Below are 19,035 nucleotides of genomic sequence, written 5' to 3'. Positions count from 1 at the left end.
ATGCTCAGGCGACAGGCTTTGGCGGTTGGCAGCGTACTGCTCAGCGCACTCACGCTGGGTGGTTGGACGTTGTTCAAGCAGAAAGACAAGGGGCCGCTGCTGCTGTCGGCGCGCGATGATGCAGACGGCAAGCACTACGCCGTGGGCTATCACTTGGACGGCAAGCAAGTGTTTGCCACTCAGGTCGGCCAGCGCTGCCACGACATCATCAACCACCCGACACTGCCGATTGCGTTGTTCGTCGCCCGTCGCCCAGGCACCGAAAGTTACCTGATCGACCTGCGTGATGGCGCGCTGCTGCAAACCATCACCTCGAACACCAATCGCCACTTCTACGGCCATGCGGTGATTCACAAGAGCGGCGACTGGCTGTACGCCACCGAGAACGATACGTCAGACCCCGGCCGTGGCTTGCTCGGTGTGTATAAGTTCGAAGGCGAGCGGCTGGTGCACAGCGGCGAACTTTCCACCCACGGCATTGGCCCGCACCAGGTGTCATGGATGCCCGACGGCGAGACGTTGATCGTGGCCAATGGAGGCATTCGCACCGAAGCCGAAAGCCGCGTGGAGATGAACCTCAATGCCATGGAGCCGAGCCTGGTGTTGATGCAGCGCGATGGCACGCTCATCAGCAAGGAAACCCTGGCCAAGCAGATGAACAGCGTGCGCCATATGGGCATCGCCAGCGATGGCACCATCCTTACCGGGCAGCAGTTCATGGGGCCGTCCCAGGAGCGTTCCGAGTTGCTGGCGATCAAGCGTCCGGGGCAACCGTTCGTGGCGTTTCCAGTGGCAGACGAGCAATTGCAGGCCATGGGGCATTACACCGCCAGCGTCGCGGTGCACAGCGAGTTGCGCCTGGTGGCATTGACGGCGCCACGTGGCAATCGCTTCTTTATCTGGGACATGGACAGCGGCGAACTGCGTCTTGATGGTCCGTTACCCGATTGCGCAGGGGTCGGTGCAGTAGAGGATGGGTTTGTCGTCACCTCCGGCCAAGGCCGTTGCCGCTACTACGATTGCCGCCAGAAACAGTTGGTCGCCAAACCGCTGGAATTACCAGCAGGGCTCTGGGACAACCATCTCCACTTGATCTGACATCCCCCTGTAGCCGCCCGATTTGCCGGCGATGGTGTACTTCAAATCGCCGCAGGGCTTGAATGCGCCATCGCCGGCAAGTCGGGCTATTACAGGGTCGTTGACCTGTCAAAAATACCGTCTGGAATCCCCACTACACTCGGAGTAATGTTTCGAGCTTGTCTGTTTTCGTCTGTCTCAGTTTTTCCAAGGAACCGGAATATGCTGCGCCGTCGCATGCTGATCATGTTGGGTGTCGTCCTGTTAATCGTCCTGCTGCTGGCGGGCTATAAAGCCTTTTCCATCTATCAGCAGATCCAGGTCTTTTCCAAACCCAAGCCGCCCGTGAGTGTCGCCGTCGCCACCGCTGTCGAGCAGCCATGGCAGCAACGCCTACCGTCGGTAGGCACGCTCAAGGCTTTCCAAGGCGTCAACCTGAGCCTGGAAATTGCGGGAACGGTCAAAGACGTGCAGTTCGAATCCGGGCAGAAGGTCAAGGCCGGGCAACCCCTGGTGCAACTGGACAGCGCCGTAGAAAGCGCGCTGCTGGAAACTGCCCAGGCCGACTTGGGCCTGGCCCAGCTGGACTACGGACGCGGCAGCCAGTTGGTGGGCAGCCAGGCGATTTCCAAAGGCGAGTTCGACCGCCTGTCCGCGCAACTGCAAAAGAACAAAGCCACGGTCAACCAGCTCAAGGCCTCGCTGGCGAAGAAGCATATTGTCGCGCCGTTCAGCGGCACCATCGGCATTCGCCAGGTGGACGTGGGCGACTACCTGGCCAGCGGCACGGTGATCGCCACCTTGCAGGACATCAGCAGCCTGTATGTCGACTTCTATATCCCCGAGCACGCGGTGCCCAAGGTCGCCATCGGCCAAACCGTGCAGGTGCAGGTCTCAGCCTACCCCGGGCAGCAATTCCCCGGTCGCATCAGCGCAATCAACCCCAAGGTCGAGGACAGCACACGCAATGTCCTGGTGCGCGCCACCCTGGCCAACCCGGACAACACACTGCTGCCCGGCATGTTCACCAGCCTCGACGTCTTGCTGCCCAACCCCACCGCACAGATCGTGGTGCCGGAAAGCGCAATTACCTACACCCTCTACGGCAACTCGGTGTACGCCGTGGCCGAGAAGAAGAACGAAAGCGGCGAGCTGGAAAAGGACGCCAATGGCCAACCGCTGCTGGTCGCCGAGCGACGCTTTGTCGAGACCGGCGAACGACGCGGCGGCCTGGTGCTGGTGAGCAAGGGCTTGAGCGCCGGTGAGCAGGTGGTCAGCGCCGGTCAGCTCAAGCTGGATAACGGCACGCCCATCGCCATCAGTCCGGACAAAAACCTGCCGGCAGGGCACTGAGCCATGAAGTTCACAGATGCCTTTATCCGCCGTCCGGTGCTGGCCATGGTGGTCAGCCTGCTCATCGTGCTACTGGGTTTGCAGGCCTACAGCAAGTTACCGCTGCGCCAATACCCGACCATGGAAAACGCCCTGATAACGGTGACCACCGCCTACCCCGGTGCAAACGCCGAAACCATCCAGGGCTATATCACTCAGCCGTTGCAGCAAAGCCTGGCCAGCGCCGAGGGCATCGACTACATGACCTCGGTGAGTCGCCAGAACTTTTCGGTGATTTCCATCTACGCGCGCATCGGCGCCAACAGTGACCGCTTGTTTACCGAGTTGCTGGCCAAAGCCAATGAGGTAAAAAACAAGCTGCCACAAGACGCCGAAGACCCGGTGTTGAGCAAAGAGGCGGCCGACGCTTCGGCGCTGATGTACATCAGTTTCTCCAGCCAGCAATTGAGCAACCCGCAGATCACCGACTACCTGTCTCGCGTCATCCAGCCCAAGCTCGCCACCCTGCCGGGCATGGCAGAAGCGGAGATCCTCGGCAATCAGGTGTTCGCCATGCGTATCTGGCTGGACCCGGTCAAGCTCGCCGGTTTCGGCCTCAGCGCCAGCGACATCACCGACGCCGTGCGCCGTTACAACTTCCTGTCCGCCGCCGGCGAGGTGAAGGGTGAGTTCGTGGTGACCAGCATCAACGCCAACACCGACCTCAAGTCCGCTGAAGCCTTTGGCGCCATCGCCGTTAAAACCGACGGTGACAGCCGTGTGCTGCTGCGGGACGTGGCCCGTGTAGAAATGGGCGCGGAAAACTACAACGCCATCAGCTCGTTTGGCGGCACGCCCTCGGTGTACATCGGCATCAAGGCAACCCCCAGCGCCAACCCGCTGGAGGTGATCAAGGAAGTGCGCAAGATCATGCCAGAGCTGGAAGCCCAGCTGCCGCCTACCCTCAAGGCAGAAATTGCCTACGACGCCACGCTATTTATCCAGGCCTCCATCAACGAAGTGGTCAAGACCCTGTTTGAGGCGGTACTGATCGTCATCGTGGTGGTGTTCCTGTTCCTCGGCGCGTTGCGCTCGGTGGTGATCCCGGTGATCACCATCCCGCTGTCGATGATCGGCGTGCTGTTTTTCATGCAATTGATGGGCTATTCGATCAACTTGCTGACGCTGCTGGCGATGGTATTGGCCATCGGCCTGGTGGTGGACGATGCCATAGTGGTCGTAGAAAACATCCACCGGCATATCGAGGAAGGCAAGACTCCATTGGATGCGGCGCTGGAAGGCGCGCGGGAAATTGCCCTGCCGGTGGTGTCCATGACCATCACGTTGGCCGCGGTGTATGCGCCCATTGGTTTTCTCGAAGGGCTCACCGGGGCGCTGTTCAAGGAGTTCGCCCTGACCCTGGCCGGGGCGGTGATCATTTCCGGCATTGTCGCTCTGACCCTGTCACCGATGATGTGCGCCCTGCTGTTGCGCCACGATGAAAACCCGAGCGGCCTGGCTCATCGCCTCGACCGGATTTTTGACAGACTCAAGCGGCGCTATCAACGCATGCTCCACGGCACCCTGAATACGCGGCCGGTGGTGATCGTGTTTGCGCTGATCGTGCTGTGCCTGATCCCGGTGTTCCTCAAGTTCACCCAGTCGCAACTGGCCCCGGACGAAGACCAGGGCATCATCTTCATGATTGCCAGCGCGCCGCAGCCCACCAACCTGGACTACCTCAACACCTACACCGACGAGTTCATCAACATCTTCAAGGAGTTTCCGGAGTACTACTCGTCGTTCCAGATCAATGGCTTCAACGGCGTGCAATCGGGCATCGGCGGTTTCCTGCTCAAGCCGTGGAACGAGCGTGACCGCACCCAGATGCAAATCCTCCCCGAGGTGCAGCATCGCCTCGAGCAGATTCCCGGCCTGCAAGTGTTCGGCTTCAACCTGCCGTCCCTGCCCGGCACGGGTGAAGGCCTGCCGTTTGGCTTTGTGATCAACACCGCCAATGACTATGAGTCGTTGCTGGAAGTGGCCAACCGCGTGAAAAAGCGCGCGATGGAGTCGGGCAAGTTTGCCTTTGTCGACATTGACCTGGCCTTCGACAAACCTGAAGTGGTGGTGGATATCGACCGCGCCAAGGCGGCGCAGATGGGTGTGTCGATGCAAGACCTCGGCGGCACCCTGGCAACCCTGCTGGCGGAGGCGGAGATCAACCGGTTCACCCTTGATGGGCGCAGTTACAAGGTGATCGCTCAGGTAGAACGCGCCTACCGCGATAACCCCGACTGGCTGAACAACTACTACGTGAAAAACACCCAGGGTGAATTGTTGCCGCTGTCGACCCTGATCACACTCACCGACCGCGCCCGACCGCGCCAGTTGAATCAGTTCCAGCAACTCAACTCGGCGCTGATATCAGGCTTTCCGATCGTGAGCATGGGCGAGGCCATCGACACCGTGCGCCAGATCGCCATTGAAGAAACCCCGCCCGGCTATGCGTTCGACTACAGCGGTGCGTCCCGACAATTTATTCAGGAAGGCTCGGCGCTGTGGGTAACCTTTGGCCTGGCCCTGGCGATTATCTTCCTGGTGTTGGCGGCGCAGTTCGAAAGCTTCCGTGACCCGCTGGTGATCCTGGTGACGGTGCCGTTGTCGATCTGTGGGGCGCTGATTCCGCTGTTCCTGGGCTGGTCGAGCATGAACATCTACACCCAGGTGGGGTTGGTAACGCTGATCGGTTTGATCAGCAAGCACGGCATTCTGATCGTGGAATTTGCCAACCAGTTGCGTAAGGACAAGGGCCTCACGCCCCGACAAGCCGTGGAGGAAGCCGCATCGATTCGCCTGCGACCAGTGCTGATGACCACAGCCGCCATGGTGTTCGGCATGGTGCCGCTGATTTTCGCGACCGGGGCGGGTGCCGTCAGCCGGTTTGATATCGGGATGGTGATTGCGACGGGGATGTCGATCGGTACGTTGTTTACGCTGTTTGTACTGCCCTGCGTTTATACCCTCCTGGCCAAACCGGATAAGGCTTGAAGCAAAAAAAAGGGCCTCGCATCGCAAGGCCCTTTCGGGGTGGTTTAAATCGTTTCAACTCTGCGGCCTCATCCCTTGAGACATTCCAAACATGAACAGGAGCAACTCGTGATCAGGCTTGGCCGCCACACTCGCCTTGACGACGCGCGGCAACAGGCATTGCGCCCCGTCCTGCGTCGCACTGAGTACCTGTGTGCGAGGCTGTTCCCACGCGGCCAGGGCCAAGGCTGCAACGCCTAACGCCCCCACCAGAAACACACCTCGTGCTATTTCTAGCTTCATTTGGTTAAACCCTTGATAGCGCTGCCAAACGCCGTCTCGTAAAAGTAGCTGAGTTTTGCCCAGTCGCTATCGTTCCACGACGAATGGCGGCGCAGTTGCAGCATGTCGTGGGACGCTGCCTTATGAGCGGTAATGCGCTGGCGGCACTTCTCAAAATCCAGCAGTGCCACTTCCACGTTGGCCGCGTCGCCCTCGCCCGTCACCCTTACAAAGATATGCTTGATGTACAGGCAACCGTGCTGCCAACGCCCCTTGTGCATACGTGCCAGGGTGCAGGCCAATTCCTTGAGTACGCGCTCGTGGACCAATTCGCCGTAGCGTTCACGGCCACCCGCGGAGTACCAGTTTTCAATTTCGTCAAAACCGTCTAGGGACGCGGTGACCAGCAACGCCTGCCACTGGTGCTCAGCATCGCGGCGCGCCTCGCAGAACACCAACTCCGGCACCCGCACATCCAGCAAGCGCAGCCCTTTGAGGGCATCACGCTCGCGCAGCACCGTAGGGCGCCCAAAGGGGTGCAGCCAACTGCGGTAGATGTGGCCAGTCTGGCGCTTGCTGTAGAGAAGACGCCCATTGGCGCTCATCACTCGCTGCACACCACTTTCACCGCCGCGACGACGATTGGGCTCTTCGACCCACTCGCCTTGTTGGCGCCAGAAATAATCAAATCTTTCTTCGGGAGCTACGTGACTGCCTGCTACGCACTCAACTGCCATGCTCTTACCTCTTGCGCAATACATACACTCGCCACATGGCGTACAGCGGGATGAAATCCAGAGAATCCTGAACACGGAAACCCGCTTGCTCAAATTCTGCTTCAACAGTAGCAGCTGGTAACACAAATCTGTTTTGGTAACCTTCTTGCTCACCGTTCTTGCGTCGCTGCCCTTCAAGGCGTTTGCGTTTCCAGGCTTTGAAATTGCCATCGACCCACAGCGAAATGATCACGCTGTCGCGGGTAACACGCTGAAACTCCCGCAATATCGCCAGTCGGTGCGCCGGATCACCAATGTGGTGCAACAGGCGCATACAGAAAATGCTATCGACCGAGTTATCCGGCAAATCGATATCAAAGGCAGATGTCTGCAAAGGTCGTACCCGTTTCACCACATCCGCCGGTTGGGCGGCGGTTGCGACCTTCAACATCGACGCGGAATTGTCGGCGCCAATAATCACACGGTTGGGTTTTTCCGCCAGCAACGGCCAGAAGCGCCCCGCACCACACGGCAAGTCCAGCACCAGGCTAGGCTCACCCGCCATCGCCAACGCACCACGGGCCAATTGTTCGTCGCGCTTGTGGGACAAGCGGCGGGCCAAATTGTCCTGATGCTTGAGCAAATATTCGTGGGCGTGTTCGTCGTCGTACTTGTCGGAAAATTCGAGTTTGATCGGGGTAGGCATCAACGGATCTCCTGTTGCTGATGCCTACAACCTTAAGCAGCGTCCTGTGATCAACAGGTCAACCCATTGTGAAAAACTTGTCCTGTCCAATCTCATATATTTCAAGACTTTACAGATACAAGCAATATCATGGGGCCATCTTCGCCGAATTACGGCGATCTCTGGCAGGATAACGGCAGGGGAAACGGTCAGGCGTTGACCTGACTCAACTGAACATGAAAGCGACAGCCATTGGGTTCCACAGTGCTGAGGGTAACGCTCCAGCCCTGGTTCTCGCAGATTCGCTGGACCAGTGACAAACCCAATCCGAGGCCCTCACCGCGCTTCTCACTGCCGCGAACAAACGGCTCGAACATCGCTTCGCGCTTATCTTCGGGAATACCGACGCCGCTGTCTTCCACCACAAACCCGGTAGGCTCCAGGGTCAGCCGGATAAAACCGCGTTCGGTGTAATGCAGCGCATTGCGCAACAGGTTGCCCATCACGGCATGCAGGAAGGTCGCGTTATAGCGGGTATCCAAAGGGTTGCCCGGTTGGTAGATCAACTCCAGGCCCTTGTGCTCAATGGGCTCGCGCCAAATGCCAAGCAGATCATCAGCCACCTGCGACAGGTTGACCTTGGGCGACATGCTGCCATCGTCATGTTGGGCACGGGCGAGCATCAGGAAGGTTTGGACCAGTTCACGCATTTCTTCACAGGCACGGGCGATTCGCTCGACCTGGTTACGCCCACGCTGATCGATCGCGGGGTTTTCCAGTAGCAGTTCGCAGGAACTGGCCAGCACCATCAGGGGCGTGCGCAGTTCGTGGCTGACATCGCTGGTAAACAACTGCTCGCGTGACAATGCCTGACGCAGGCGCCCCAGCGTGGCGTCGAAGGCCACGGCCAACTCCCCCACTTCGTCGGCGGCATAGTCGGGCGCCAGGGGCGGCGCCAGGCCAAGCAACTGGTCACGGTGGCGCACCTGACGAGCAAGGCGCACTACCGGCGCCATTACCTTACGGGCCAGTACCCAGCCGAGGAACACCGCCAGCGCCAGGCTGAGCACGAAGCCCACCAACACCACGGCAAACAGCACGCGCTCGCGCTCTTCGAAATCGCTTTGATCTTGCAGCAGCACATAGCGCCGACCGTCGACTACTTCGACCATAGCGTGGTACGACAGCGCCTCACGAAACACCTCATGAAACCCTGGCTCCAGATGGCGCAGGTCCTTGGGCAATTCAAAATCGCCGGGGCCACCGCTGAAGTAAAACAGCTGATCGGGCTCGGGCCGGTGCCGCCAGTCCTCAACGGTGTCCATCAGCAGCAGGCGCTGCAAGTCACCGCCCAAGCCTGCCGAGATCAACTTCTCTTCCACCAGGTGCACGGTCGCGACGATGCCCATGGCGAAGGCGCCAGCCACCAACGCACTCATCAAGGCAAAGGCGATGATGATCCGCTGGGCAAGGCTTTGCTTAAACTCCATCACGGCCCTCGGCCAAGCGGTAACCCACACCATGCACCGTTTGCAGCAGCGGTTTGGCGAACGGCTTATCGATCACTTGCCGCAACTGGTGCACATGGCTGCGCAGGCTGTCGCTGTCCGGGCAGTCATCGCCCCACAGCGCCTCTTCAAGCACTTCCCGACGCAGTACGTGGGGACTTTTCTGCATCAAGACCGCGAGCAGCTTCAGGCCGACCGGGTTGAGTTTGAGCAGGCGCCCTTCGCGGGTAACTTCCAGGGTATCGAGGTCGTAATTAAGATCGGCCACTTGCAGGGCGCGACGACCGCCACCTTGGGCACGGCGTAGCACGGCTTCGATACGCGCGGCCAATTCCGACAGGGCAAACGGTTTGAGCAAATAATCGTCGGCGCCGGACTTGAAGCCCTGCAACCGGTCATCCAACTGGTCGCGAGCGGTGAGCATGATCACCGGTGTGTCGCGGCGGGCGTCTTCACGCAGGCGTTTGCACAAGGTGTAGCCATCGATGCCAGGCAGCATGATGTCGAGCACGATCAAGTCGTAGTGCTCGGTTGCGGCCAGGTGCAAGCCCGACAAACCGTCCTGCGCACAGTCCACGGTGTAGCCTTTTAGCCCCAGGTAGTCGGCCAGGTTGGCCAGAATATCGCGGTTGTCTTCAACCAATAGAATTCGCATGGGCAGTGTCTCCGTACGCGGTAACGGCCGTGTTGGCTCGCGCAGCTTAAGGCCAAGTGTGGCTAAGGGATAGAGCTGAGAGGTACGACGATAAAGGTTTTCAACCTTGTAAGGAGTTGAACAAGTTTTTCACTATAGCTTCACAAACTGACTACAGTGTCAGGCAGAAGATCGCCCCCCATTGATATAAGGAACATTGACATGGGTTTTCTCAAAATGGCGCCAATGCGCTATTTGCTGTTGGTAACCGGTGCCTGGCTGGTTATTTTCCTGCTCACTCGCAGCGTACTGCTCATCACCCACCTGGATGAAGTCGGCGGCAACCTGCTGCCGGTGTTTGGCGTGGGCCTGCTGTACGACCTGGGTTTCCTGGCCTATGCAGCACTGCCGCTGGGGCTGTATTTGCTGCTATGCCCACCCGCGCTGTGGCGCCGTCGCGGTCACCGCTGGTTCCTGCAGGCGGTGCTCACCGTCAGCCTGTTCGCCATGCTGTTTACCTCGGTGGCCGAGTGGCTGTTCTGGGATGAGTTCGGCGTGCGCTTCAACTTTATTGCCGTTGACTATCTGGTGTATTCCGATGAGGTGTTGAACAACCTGTTGGAGTCCTATCCGATCGGTAAACTGCTGAGCCTGCTAGCCATGCTGGCCATTGTGCTGAGCCTGGCCTTGCGCAAGCCGTTCAACGCGGCGATGAGCGCCCCACTGCCGACAATGCGTGGCCGGCTGGCGAATGCCTTGGGCCTGTTGATCGTCACCGGGTTGAGCCTGCAACTGATCAGCCAAGACAGCCCACGCGCCCAGGGCGGTAACGCTTACAAGAACGAACTGGCCAGCAATGGCCCGTATCAGTTCTTTGCCGCCTTCCGTAATAATGAGTTGGATTACCCGCAGTTCTACAAAACCCTGCCAACGGACGTCGTTGCCCAGCAAATGCGCACCGAACTCAGCGAGCCCAACGCCCGCTTTATCGGTCAGGACCCGCTGGATATTCGCCGCGCCATCACCAACCCGGGCACGCCGCGCAAACCCAATATCGTGCTGGTGACCATCGAAAGTTTCAGCGCCAAGTACATGGGCAGCAACGGCGACGAACGCAACCTCACGCCTTACCTCGATGCGCTGCGCAAACAGAGCCTGTATTTCAATAACTTCTATGCCACCGGCACCCGCACCGACCGTGGCCTGGAAGCAATTACCCTGGCGATCCCCCCTACGCCCGGGCGCTCGATCGTCAAGCGCATTGGTCGTGAAAGCGGCTTCGCCAGCCTGGGGCAGCAACTCACGGCCGTCGGTTACGACAGCGTGTTCGTGTACGGCGGGCGCGGGTACTTCGATAACATGAACGCGTTTTTCAGCGGTAACGGTTATCGCGTCGTGGACCAGAGCAGCGTGCCCGAGTCGGAAATCTCGTTCAAGAACGCCTGGGGTATGGCTGACGAGGACCTGTACAAACAAACCCTGAAACTGGCCGACACCGACTACGCCAAGCAGCAGCCATTTTTGCTGCAGTTGATGACCACTTCCAACCACCGCCCCTACACCTACCCGGATGGGCGTATCGACATCAAATCCGGGAATGGCCGCGACGGCGCCGTGAAGTACACCGACCATGCCATCGGCCAATTCCTGGAAGCCGCCCGTCAAAAACCCTGGTTCGATAACACGATCTTCATCTTCGTCGCCGACCAGACCGCCGGCAGCGCAGGTAAAGAAGATCTGCCCATCACCAACTACCAGATTCCGCTCTTCATCTATGCGCCCAAGCTGATCGACCCACGAGAAAGCGCACAACTGGCCAGCCAGATCGACTTGGCGCCTACGCTGCTGGGCCTGCTCAACCTGAGCTACGAATCAACGTTCTTTGGCCGTAACCTGCTGCAGGAAAACCCACTGCCACCTCGGGTCGTGGTCGGTAACTACCAGCACCTGGGATTGTTCGACGGCAAGGACCTGGCCATTCTCAGCCCGCGCCTGGGCCTACGCCGCCACGACCAAGCCCTGGGTGAAAGCAAAGAGCTGCGCGTCGGCAGCGATGATCCGTTGATCCAGCGGGCGATCAGCTACTACCAGGCTGCCAGTTATGGTTTCAAACAACAGTTGCTGAGCTGGAGGGCGCCCAAGGAAGAGGCCCCGGCATTGAGCACGCGCTAACCAAAACGTCCCGTACAGGTCAGTACGGGACTGTTTCACCAGGGTTCACCATGCGAACCACTCCCGCCGTACCGGCTTCCAAACCTCTCAACTTATGGCTATGCCTCGGCATCCCTGGCGGCGCTGCGCTTCTATTGCTGTTGCTGGAGCTAACCTCGCTGGACATGGACCTCGCCAAGCTGTTCTACAACGGCGCGGAGGGCGGTTTCATCGGGCGTTACAGTTTCTTCCTCGAAGACATCCTGCATGACCGCGCCAAAGAGTTGGTCATCCTGTTCTCGGTCTTGGCGATCCTGGGATTTGTCGGCACGTTTGTCCTCCAACGGCTCAAACCCTATCGCCGCGAACTGGGCTGCCTGGTGCTCTCACTCGGGCTGGCGACGGCGTTTGTCTCTCCGCTGAAAACCATCACCGGCGTCCAGTGCCCATGGAGCGTCCAAGAGTTCGGCGGTCAGGAGACCTACAGCAAACTGCTGAGCCCTCGCCCGCCCACCGATAAACCCGGGCGCTGCTGGCCAGGCGGTCATGCCGCCACCGGGTTCGCCTTGTTCGCGCTGTTTTTTGCACTGCGGGACAGGCAGCCGCGCATGGCGCGCTATGCATTCATCTTCGCCGTCGGCTTGGGCAGCGTCTTTTCCGTAAGCCGTATGATGCAAGGCGCACACTTCTTTTCCCATAACGTGTGGACGGCGATTTTCTGCTGGCTGATCTGCCTCGGGCTGTATTGCCTGTTGCTGTACCGGCCATCCAAGCGCGCAACGCACACCTGAACCCAAAGCAACGCCCACAAAAAAGCCCCGCCTGCATCACTGCAGGCGGGGCTTTTTCAGTACAGGGGTAAGGCTGGCTTACATCATGCCGCCCATGCCACCCATGCCGCCCATGTCTGGCATACCGCCACCGCCAGCGCCTTCAGCCTTTGGCTTGTCAGCAATGGCAACTTCGGTAGTCAGCAGCAGACCAGCGATCGAAGCCGCAGCTTGCAGTGCCGAACGGGTGACTTTGGTTGGGTCCAGGATACCCATTTCAACCATGTCGCCGTATTCGCTGGTTGCAGCGTTGTAACCGTAGTTACCTTTACCGTTCTTCACTTCGTTGACCACAACACTTGGCTCGTCGCCGCTGTTGGAAGCGATCTGGCGCAGTGGGGATTCAACGGCGCGACGCAGAACAGCGATACCGACGTTCTGGTCAGCGTTATCGCCTTTCAGGTCAACCAAGGCTTCCAGAGCACGGATCAGCGCAACGCCACCGCCAGGTACCACGCCTTCTTCAACGGCTGCACGGGTTGCGTGCAGGGCGTCTTCAACGCGGGCTTTCTTCTCTTTCATTTCGACTTCGGAACCGGCGCCAACCTTGATCACTGCAACGCCGCCGGACAGCTTGGCCAGACGCTCTTGCAGTTTTTCACGGTCGTAGTCCGAGGAAGTCTCGGCAACCTGGGCGCGGATCTGGTTGATGCGGGACTGGATGTCGCCATCAACGCCAGCACCGTCAACGATGATGGTGTTTTCTTTGGAGATGGTCACGCGCTTGGCACTACCCAGGTTTTCCAGGGTGGCGCTTTCCAGGCTCAGGCCGATCTCTTCGGAGATTACGGTACCGCCGGTCAGAACAGCGATGTCCTGCAGCATGGCCTTGCGACGGTCGCCGAAGCCTGGAGCCTTGACGGCTGCAACCTTGACGATGCCACGCATGTTGTTCACAACCAGAGTCGCCAGGGCTTCGCCTTCAACGTCTTCGGAAACGATCAGCAGTGGGCGGCCGGCTTTGGCAACGGCTTCCAGCACTGGCAGCATTTCGCGGATGTTGGAGATCTTTTTGTCGACCAGCAGGATCAGCGGGCTTTCCAGCTCGGCAACCATGGTTTCTGGCTTGTTGACGAAGTACGGGGACAGGTAGCCACGGTCGAACTGCATGCCTTCTACAACCGACAGTTCGTTTTCCAGGCCAGTGCCTTCTTCAACGGTGATCACGCCTTCTTTACCGACTTTTTCCATGGCTTCGGCGATGATGTCGCCGATGGAGCTGTCGGAGTTGGCGGAGATGGTACCTACCTGAGCGATAGCCTTGGTGTCAGCGCATGGCTTGGACAGGTTTTTCAGCTCGGCAACAACGGCGATGGTGGCCTTGTCGATACCGCGCTTGAGGTCCATCGGGTTCATGCCGGCAGCGACGGCTTTCAGGCCTTCGTTGACGATCGACTGAGCCAGAACGGTGGCGGTGGTAGTACCGTCGCCTGCGTCATCGTTGGCACGGGAGGCAACGTCTTTGACCAGCTGCGCGCCCATGTTTTCGAAACGGTCTTCCAGTTCGATTTCTTTAGCTACAGAAACGCCGTCCTTGGTGATGGTCGGAGCGCCGAAGCTCTTCTCGATGATCACGTTACGACCTTTCGGGCCCAGGGTAGCTTTTACTGCGTCAGCCAGGATGTTGACACCGGTGAGCATTTTTTTACGGGCGGAATCGCCGAATTTAACTTCTTTAGCAGCCATGATCGATATTCCTTAAATACTTTGTAGTAACGGGAAAATGAGCGGGGAAATCAGTCTTCCAGAACAGCGAGAATCTCGTTCTCAGCCATAACCAGCAGGTCTTCGCCGTCGACTTTCACAGTGTTGCTGCCGGAGTAAGGGCCAAATACAACCTTGTCACCGACTTTAACGGCCAGCGCACGTACGTCACCGTTTTCCAGAGTCTTGCCTGGGCCTGCAGCGACGATCACACCGTGGTTGGCTTTTTCAGCAGCCGAACCTGGCAGAACGATACCGCCAGCGGTTTTCTTTTCTTCTTCGCTGCGACGGATTACGACGCGGTCGTGCAGAGGACGAAGCTTGCTCATTGTCGATCTCTCCTAATTGTGTTTTTCATCGGCCGGTGTCAGTACCGGCAGGTTGTTATCCGGCTGTGCCGGTCGCGCCTCGCCAAGCAAGACGCGGAAGTCTGTCTGGTGTCGCCACCAGAAACCTTGCGGTGACCGTTACATAAGGGCGCATAAGCTTATTACAAGGGCGATCGGCGGAATTTTTTTGCAGTTGCCGAGCGATAAAAGCAACACGGCACCCGCAGGTGCCGTGTCAATAAAGCGGTTATTTGCTGTCGCGGTGTTCGAACTCACCTTCGATCACATCGCCTTCACGCCCCAAAGGCTGGCGCGGAGCCGGGCCACCACGGGGTTGCAGGTCGTCTGCGAACGCACGCTGGCGAATCGCCGCCTCTTCGGCGCGCTGGCGCATCTTGCCCGCCAGAAGTTTGCGAGTGAACGGCAGCAGCAGGAACAGCCCGACAACATCGCTGACGAAACCCGGCAGGATCAACAGGCCACCCGCCAGGGCCATCATCAGACCTTCAAGCATGGTCTGGGCCGGTAGTTCGCCACGGTTCAGGCTTTCACGGGCACGCAGTGCCGTTGCCAGGCCGGCGACGCGCAGCACCAGAACGCCAAGCATCGAGCCGAGAATGATCAGCAACAGGGCCGGGAAAAACCCGATCGCACTGCTGACTTGAACGAATACGAACAGCTCCAACACCGGGAACAGCAGAAAGAGCAATAAAAAAGGGCGCATCAAATGGTTCCTCAACGCAAGAATGCCTTGCCAGTCCACCTTAGATGACGTCGCCGTTTCGTGAATTCAAGCGTCAGCCGCGGCTTTTTTCGGCCAGGCTTCGGCGTGGGCCAATGAAACCAGGGCTTCGCGTACTTGTGTCGGCGTGTTGCAAGGCTCGGCAAACGGCAGCCAGTACAGGGCTTGGCCGATACGCAGGTGCATGCCTTCGCTGTCGATACCGGCCAATTGCGCGGGCTCCACGGCAGGCAGGCCGGCAAGCTGAACGTAATGGGCGATGGCCTTGGTGTGATCGCTGTTCATGTGCTCGATCATGCTTCGCTCAGCCTTGCCCGCGAACGGGTTGGCGAGGGTCAACTGGTCGACCCAGTGAATCGCGCCAAAGCCGCCGATGTAACGGTGGCGCACCGGCTTGAGCACCCAAAAGTCGAAATCGTGAGCTTTATGGTAGTTGGCAGAATCGGGAAAGTAGCGGTAATAGCGCTCGGCGGCAGCCTCGATGGCGGCGCCCTCCTCCAACTTCTCGGCTTCACCCAGGTAGGTCAGACGCCCAACGGCTTGCACATCGTCGGCCTCACGTTCGCCCACGAGCAGCGAGCACTTGGGGTCTTTTTGCAGGTTGTGGGTGTGCTGGGCGATACGGCTGATCAGGATCAGCGGGCGACCCTGTTCGTCCAGGCAGTACGGCACGACCGAGCCAAAGGGAAAACCCGGCATGGCTTTTGACTGTGTGGCGAGAGCCCCACGGTATTCCTTGAGCAATATCTCTCGGGCGTTCTTGGCAACGTGCGCGCTCAACGTGAGACTCCTCGGGTATTCAACCGCCCAACCCATATGGGAATGGATCGCAACACAAGGTAATCAATATCCGCGCAGGTTGCCAAGCAGGTTTTATGCAGCCTTATTACCAGGCCACGCCGAAGCCTGCGGTGTAGCGGGTCTTGCTCAAACTGCTTTCCGAGTCGCCACTGATAACGTCGCGCTCGGCCTTGAGATTGAGGGAAGCCCACTCGGTGACCTTGTAGCGCAGGCCGACTTCCGCATCCAGAGAGTAATCCGCGGGCGCATCGATAGGCTTGCCCAGTTCGCCAGTGGTGAAGAACTCGACGGTCTTGCCCACCAGATAGCGGTTGTAGTTCCACTTCATAGCCAGGGAATAGAAGTTGTCCTTACCGCCATCGGCATATTCATAATCGGTGCGGTTGACCAGCGACCCCAGGGAGAACGCACCCAATTCGTCGTCCCAGAACTGGTAGCCCGGACCGGTACCGACCGTGCGTTGACGCGCAAGGTCTTCCACTTTGTCGCGCTTGTAGGTCAAACGCCCTTGCCAGAACCAATGCTCGGTGATGAACCGGTCCAGGTCGTATTCCAAAGCCCAGTTGTCGGTGGTGGTCACGTCGTCCTGGAATTCGCGGTTGTACTCACCTTGACCGGTATGCCGCCACTGGCCATGGCGGGCAGTGGTTTTGAAGTCGATATCGTAGTCGTTGGTGTCGTTCTCGGCGCGTTTGTAGTCCAGCGCCATGTCGACGTTGCCCTTCCACACCAGGTCTTCGATCACAGGCTTGGGCTTGATGATCTGCTGGATGCTGGCCAGTTCTACAGTCTTGGGCGCTTCGCCATTGGCCAGCACCACTTTGCCATCATCCGCAGCTTTGAGGGATTTAGCCTTCTCGCCAGTGTAGGCGTCCTGCTTGACCAACAACTCCTGGTCGCTCTCCAGGGTTTTAACCTGCTTCCAGTCCACCGGGATTGCACCCGCGTAGTCGGTCTGGATCAGCAGCTTGCCACCGTCAAATACCTTGATCTTGCCGGTCAGGCGGTCACCGTTCTTCAACCAGACGGTATCGGCGAGCAAAGGTGTTGAGGCGCTGAAAACAGCAAGGCACAGCAGGGTTCTGGACAACATATGCGGATTCGAGGCTCGGTTTTGGCGAAAAGAGGGCATTATCGTCTTAGATGACGTGTTAGCAAGGACTGACTCAAGGATCTGTATTGAGTTCAATTCTCAACACCCTGCTTACAGCATATTTCTTACAGATATGCCGACATTTTCAACGGATAGCACCTCAGTGAATCAATCTGCCGACACCCCGCAAAACGCGGCCGAGATGCGCCGTACCGCGTTGTACCTGACATTGGCGCAAGTCCCCGCCGGCTGCGTGGTGAGTTACGGCGAGCTGGCGCAACTGGCCGGGCTGGGCCGCGCTGCACGCTGGGTGGGGCGCACCTTGAGCCAACTCCCAGAAGGCACCACATTGCCCTGGCATCGCGTGCTGGGTGCCGGCGGTCGGATAAGCCTGCCGGTGGGCAGCGCCTCGGGCGACGAGCAGCGCGCGCGTTTGCGCGATGAAGGCGTCACTGTCCGTAATAATCGCGTGGATATTCAGCGCCATGGCTGGCGCCCGGTAGAGCACAGCGGTTAGAGTGCGCGCTTTGTTTCCGCAAACCTGAGGCAGACTCCAGCCCATGCCCCGTAAAACCTGGCGCGCCGCGCTCGCCGCCTATGCCAGCCCCTCGACGTTAGTGCTGTTGTTGCTCGGCTTTGCCGCCGGCATGCCTTACATGTTGGTGTTCTCGACGCTTTCGGTGTGGCTGCGCGAGGCCGGTGTGGCCCGCGAGACCATCGGCTATGCGAGCCTGATCGGTCTGGCGTACGCCTTCAAATGGGTCTGGTCACCACTGCTCGACCAATGGCGCCTGCCGCTGCTCGGCAAACTTGGACGGCGTCGTTCCTGGCTGGTATTGGCCCAGTCGCTGGTGATCCTTGGATTGATCGGCATGGGTTTCTGCGACCCGCAGAAACATTTGTCCTGGCTGATCGCTATTGCCGTCGTCGTCGCCTTCGCGTCCGCCACCCAAGACATCGCGGTCGACGCCTATCGCCTGGAAATCGCCGACGACAGCCGCCAGGCCGCGCTGGCCGCCAGCTATATGTCCGGCTACCGCATAGCCGCCCTGCTGGCCACGGCGGGTGCACTGTTCTTTGCCGAAGGCTTTGGCTCCACCGGCTTCAACTATAAACACTCGGCGTGGACCGGCACCTATGTGCTGTTCGGCGTGCTGATGATCCCGGCGCTGCTGACCACCCTGTTCATGCGCGAACCCAATGTGCCATTGCGCACCCAGCTGCAGGCCGGGCGCTACAGTTTCATGCACCAACTGATGTCGGTGTTTGTGCTGATCGTTCTGCTGGTGTCAGTGCCCGCCATGTTTACCCAGTTGTACAACACCGACTTCGGAAGCGTGGTGTTCCACGACACCAGCGTGTGGGACCTGCTGATGGAGGACCGCGCGTTCCTGCGCGCCATTCTCTATATCATCCTCACCGCCCTGTGCCTCTCGACCATGGGCCGTCGCGGCCTGGCGCCGGTGCTGACACCGGTCAACGACTTTATCCTGCGCTACCGCTGGCAGGCACTGCTGCTGCTCGGGCTAATCGCCACCTATCGCATGTCCGACACCGTGATGGGCGTGATGGCCAACGTGTTCTACATCGACCAGGGCTTTACCAAGGATCAGATCGCCGGGGTCAGCAAGATCTTCGGCCTGATCATGACCCTGCTCGGCGCCGGCATGGGTGGTTTGCTGATTGTGCGGTTCGGCATCCTGCCGATCCTGTTTATCGGCGGTGTCCTGTCGGCCGGCACCAACCTGCTATTCGTGATGCTCGCAGACATGGGCCCCGACCTGCAGATGCTGATCTTCACCATCTCCCTGGACAACTTCAGCTCCGGCCTGGCCACCTCGGCATTTGTGGCTTACCTGTCGAGCCTTACCAACCTCAAGTTTTCCGCCACTCAATATGCCTTGCTCAGTTCGATCATGCTCCTGCTGCCGCGCCTGATCGGTGGGTATTCGGGGGTGATGGTGGAGAAGTTCGGATATCACAACTTCTTCCTGATCACCTGCATGCTGGGGGTGCCGACGCTGCTGCTGATTGCGTTGCACTGGTTTCAGGAGAATCGGCGGATTCGGTTGAATCCGCCGGCAGAAGACTGATTTTGGGGGCCCTTTAAAAGCCAGACTG

Annotated in this window: 17 protein-coding genes; 7 read left to right on the top strand and 10 right to left on the bottom strand. The window is 59.1% G+C overall.

Annotated elements, in window-relative coordinates; genetic code table 11:
- From G9Q84_RS06895 to G9Q84_RS06885, 3 genes are all read left to right on the top strand, one after another.
- A complete protein-coding gene (locus G9Q84_RS06895) occupies positions 1-1,098 on the top strand; it encodes a DUF1513 domain-containing protein (RefSeq protein WP_122756116.1) in 1,098 nt (365 codons plus the stop codon).
- Between the two features lie 201 nt (positions 1,099-1,299).
- Positions 1,300-2,430, top strand: coding sequence for an efflux RND transporter periplasmic adaptor subunit (locus G9Q84_RS06890; RefSeq protein WP_122756115.1), 1,131 nt, complete (start codon positions 1,300-1,302; stop codon positions 2,428-2,430).
- Positions 2,431-2,433: 3 nt separating this feature from the next.
- The gene (locus tag G9Q84_RS06885; RefSeq protein ID WP_095185788.1) at positions 2,434-5,460 is read left to right on the top strand and encodes a multidrug efflux RND transporter permease subunit; all 3,027 of its coding nucleotides are present in this window, start codon (positions 2,434-2,436) and stop codon (positions 5,458-5,460) included.
- Between the two features lie 54 nt (positions 5,461-5,514).
- On the opposite strand, the gene G9Q84_RS06880 is transcribed toward G9Q84_RS06885, so the two are convergent.
- The 5 genes from G9Q84_RS06880 to colR all read right to left on the bottom strand — a co-directional run bounded on the left by G9Q84_RS06880 (position 5,515) and on the right by colR (position 9,285).
- Positions 5,515-5,742: a hypothetical protein gene (locus G9Q84_RS06880; RefSeq protein WP_032890836.1), complete on the bottom strand. Its 228-nt coding sequence runs from the start codon at positions 5,740-5,742 to the stop codon at positions 5,515-5,517.
- Complete coding sequence (locus G9Q84_RS06875; RefSeq protein ID WP_032890835.1) at positions 5,739-6,458, bottom strand: lipopolysaccharide kinase InaA family protein; 720 nt, start codon at positions 6,456-6,458, stop codon at positions 5,739-5,741. Before G9Q84_RS06875 ends, G9Q84_RS06880 begins: the two co-directional genes overlap by 4 nt.
- A gap of 4 nt (positions 6,459-6,462) precedes the next feature.
- The gene (locus G9Q84_RS06870; protein WP_032890833.1) at positions 6,463-7,143 is read right to left on the bottom strand and encodes a class I SAM-dependent methyltransferase; all 681 of its coding nucleotides are present in this window, start codon (positions 7,141-7,143) and stop codon (positions 6,463-6,465) included.
- 188 nt (positions 7,144-7,331) lie between these two features.
- Positions 7,332-8,612 (bottom strand): sensor histidine kinase, encoded by a 1,281-nt coding sequence (locus tag G9Q84_RS06865; protein ID WP_095185791.1) that lies wholly within the window; start codon positions 8,610-8,612, stop codon positions 7,332-7,334.
- Positions 8,602-9,285 (bottom strand): two-component system response regulator ColR, encoded by a 684-nt coding sequence (gene colR, locus G9Q84_RS06860; RefSeq protein WP_027605482.1) that lies wholly within the window; start codon positions 9,283-9,285, stop codon positions 8,602-8,604. Before colR ends, G9Q84_RS06865 begins: the two co-directional genes overlap by 11 nt.
- Before the next feature lie 201 nt (positions 9,286-9,486).
- On the opposite strand from colR, the gene G9Q84_RS06855 reads away from it, so the two are divergent.
- Positions 9,487-11,436, top strand: coding sequence for an LTA synthase family protein (locus G9Q84_RS06855; RefSeq protein WP_181643058.1), 1,950 nt, complete (start codon positions 9,487-9,489; stop codon positions 11,434-11,436).
- A 50-nt stretch (positions 11,437-11,486) separates the two neighbouring features.
- On the top strand, positions 11,487-12,206 hold the full coding sequence (locus tag G9Q84_RS06850) for a phosphatase PAP2 family protein (RefSeq protein ID WP_122756113.1): 720 nt from the start codon (positions 11,487-11,489) through the stop codon (positions 12,204-12,206).
- Positions 12,207-12,284: 78 nt separating this feature from the next.
- On the opposite strand, the gene groL is transcribed toward G9Q84_RS06850, so the two are convergent.
- From groL to G9Q84_RS06825, 5 genes are all read right to left on the bottom strand, one after another.
- The gene (groL, locus tag G9Q84_RS06845) at positions 12,285-13,931 is read right to left on the bottom strand and encodes a chaperonin GroEL (RefSeq protein WP_032890825.1); all 1,647 of its coding nucleotides are present in this window, start codon (positions 13,929-13,931) and stop codon (positions 12,285-12,287) included.
- Positions 13,932-13,981: 50 nt separating this feature from the next.
- Positions 13,982-14,278, bottom strand: a complete 297-nt coding sequence (locus G9Q84_RS06840; protein ID WP_003175874.1) for a co-chaperone GroES — start codon at positions 14,276-14,278, stop codon at positions 13,982-13,984.
- A 247-nt stretch (positions 14,279-14,525) separates the two neighbouring features.
- Positions 14,526-15,002 carry an FxsA family protein gene (locus G9Q84_RS06835; RefSeq protein WP_032890823.1) on the bottom strand — a complete coding sequence of 159 codons (477 nt, stop codon included), beginning with the start codon at positions 15,000-15,002 and terminating at the stop codon, positions 14,526-14,528.
- Between the two features lie 66 nt (positions 15,003-15,068).
- Positions 15,069-15,800 (bottom strand): HugZ family pyridoxamine 5'-phosphate oxidase, encoded by a 732-nt coding sequence (locus G9Q84_RS06830; RefSeq protein WP_122756112.1) that lies wholly within the window; start codon positions 15,798-15,800, stop codon positions 15,069-15,071.
- Between the two features lie 106 nt (positions 15,801-15,906).
- Positions 15,907-16,914: a DUF481 domain-containing protein gene (locus G9Q84_RS06825; protein WP_032890819.1), complete on the bottom strand. Its 1,008-nt coding sequence runs from the start codon at positions 16,912-16,914 to the stop codon at positions 15,907-15,909.
- Between the two features lie 133 nt (positions 16,915-17,047).
- Between G9Q84_RS06825 and G9Q84_RS06820 the strand changes: the two genes are divergently transcribed.
- Entirely contained in the window at positions 17,048-17,431 is a 384-nt protein-coding gene (locus G9Q84_RS06820; protein WP_050442874.1) for an MGMT family protein, read from the top strand.
- 43 nt (positions 17,432-17,474) lie between these two features.
- On the top strand, positions 17,475-19,007 hold the full coding sequence (locus G9Q84_RS06815; protein ID WP_032890815.1) for an AmpG family muropeptide MFS transporter: 1,533 nt from the start codon (positions 17,475-17,477) through the stop codon (positions 19,005-19,007).
- The last annotated feature ends 28 nt before the right edge of the window (positions 19,008-19,035 follow it).

The organism is Pseudomonas sivasensis, assembly GCF_013778505.1.
Classification (GTDB): Bacteria; Pseudomonadota; Gammaproteobacteria; order Pseudomonadales; family Pseudomonadaceae; genus Aquipseudomonas; species Aquipseudomonas sivasensis.
Note: the sequence above shows the minus strand (reverse complement) of the source record. Positions and strands in the feature narration are given on the sequence as shown.

What these genes read in the sequence shown, in the direction of transcription:
- G9Q84_RS06870 (WP_032890833.1), bottom strand. Translation starts at nt 7,143, where the DNA reads ATGCCTACCCCGATCAAACTCGAATTTTCCGACAAGTACGACGACGAA.
- G9Q84_RS06875 (WP_032890835.1), bottom strand. Translation starts at nt 6,458, where the DNA reads ATGGCAGTTGAGTGCGTAGCAGGCAGTCACGTAGCTCCCGAAGAAAGA.
- colR (WP_027605482.1), bottom strand. Translation starts at nt 9,285, where the DNA reads ATGCGAATTCTATTGGTTGAAGACAACCGCGATATTCTGGCCAACCTG.
- G9Q84_RS06880 (WP_032890836.1), bottom strand. Translation starts at nt 5,742, where the DNA reads ATGAAGCTAGAAATAGCACGAGGTGTGTTTCTGGTGGGGGCGTTAGGC.
- G9Q84_RS06820 (WP_050442874.1), top strand. Translation starts at nt 17,048, where the DNA reads ATGCCGACATTTTCAACGGATAGCACCTCAGTGAATCAATCTGCCGAC.
- groL (WP_032890825.1), bottom strand. Translation starts at nt 13,931, where the DNA reads ATGGCTGCTAAAGAAGTTAAATTCGGCGATTCCGCCCGTAAAAAAATG.
- G9Q84_RS06815 (WP_032890815.1), top strand. Translation starts at nt 17,475, where the DNA reads ATGCCCCGTAAAACCTGGCGCGCCGCGCTCGCCGCCTATGCCAGCCCC.
- G9Q84_RS06850 (WP_122756113.1), top strand. Translation starts at nt 11,487, where the DNA reads ATGCGAACCACTCCCGCCGTACCGGCTTCCAAACCTCTCAACTTATGG.
- G9Q84_RS06895 (WP_122756116.1), top strand. Translation starts at nt 1, where the DNA reads ATGCTCAGGCGACAGGCTTTGGCGGTTGGCAGCGTACTGCTCAGCGCA.
- G9Q84_RS06865 (WP_095185791.1), bottom strand. Translation starts at nt 8,612, where the DNA reads ATGGAGTTTAAGCAAAGCCTTGCCCAGCGGATCATCATCGCCTTTGCC.
- G9Q84_RS06840 (WP_003175874.1), bottom strand. Translation starts at nt 14,278, where the DNA reads ATGAGCAAGCTTCGTCCTCTGCACGACCGCGTCGTAATCCGTCGCAGC.
- G9Q84_RS06825 (WP_032890819.1), bottom strand. Translation starts at nt 16,914, where the DNA reads ATGTTGTCCAGAACCCTGCTGTGCCTTGCTGTTTTCAGCGCCTCAACA.
- G9Q84_RS06890 (WP_122756115.1), top strand. Translation starts at nt 1,300, where the DNA reads ATGCTGCGCCGTCGCATGCTGATCATGTTGGGTGTCGTCCTGTTAATC.
- G9Q84_RS06855 (WP_181643058.1), top strand. Translation starts at nt 9,487, where the DNA reads ATGGGTTTTCTCAAAATGGCGCCAATGCGCTATTTGCTGTTGGTAACC.
- G9Q84_RS06885 (WP_095185788.1), top strand. Translation starts at nt 2,434, where the DNA reads ATGAAGTTCACAGATGCCTTTATCCGCCGTCCGGTGCTGGCCATGGTG.
- G9Q84_RS06835 (WP_032890823.1), bottom strand. Translation starts at nt 15,002, where the DNA reads ATGCGCCCTTTTTTATTGCTCTTTCTGCTGTTCCCGGTGTTGGAGCTG.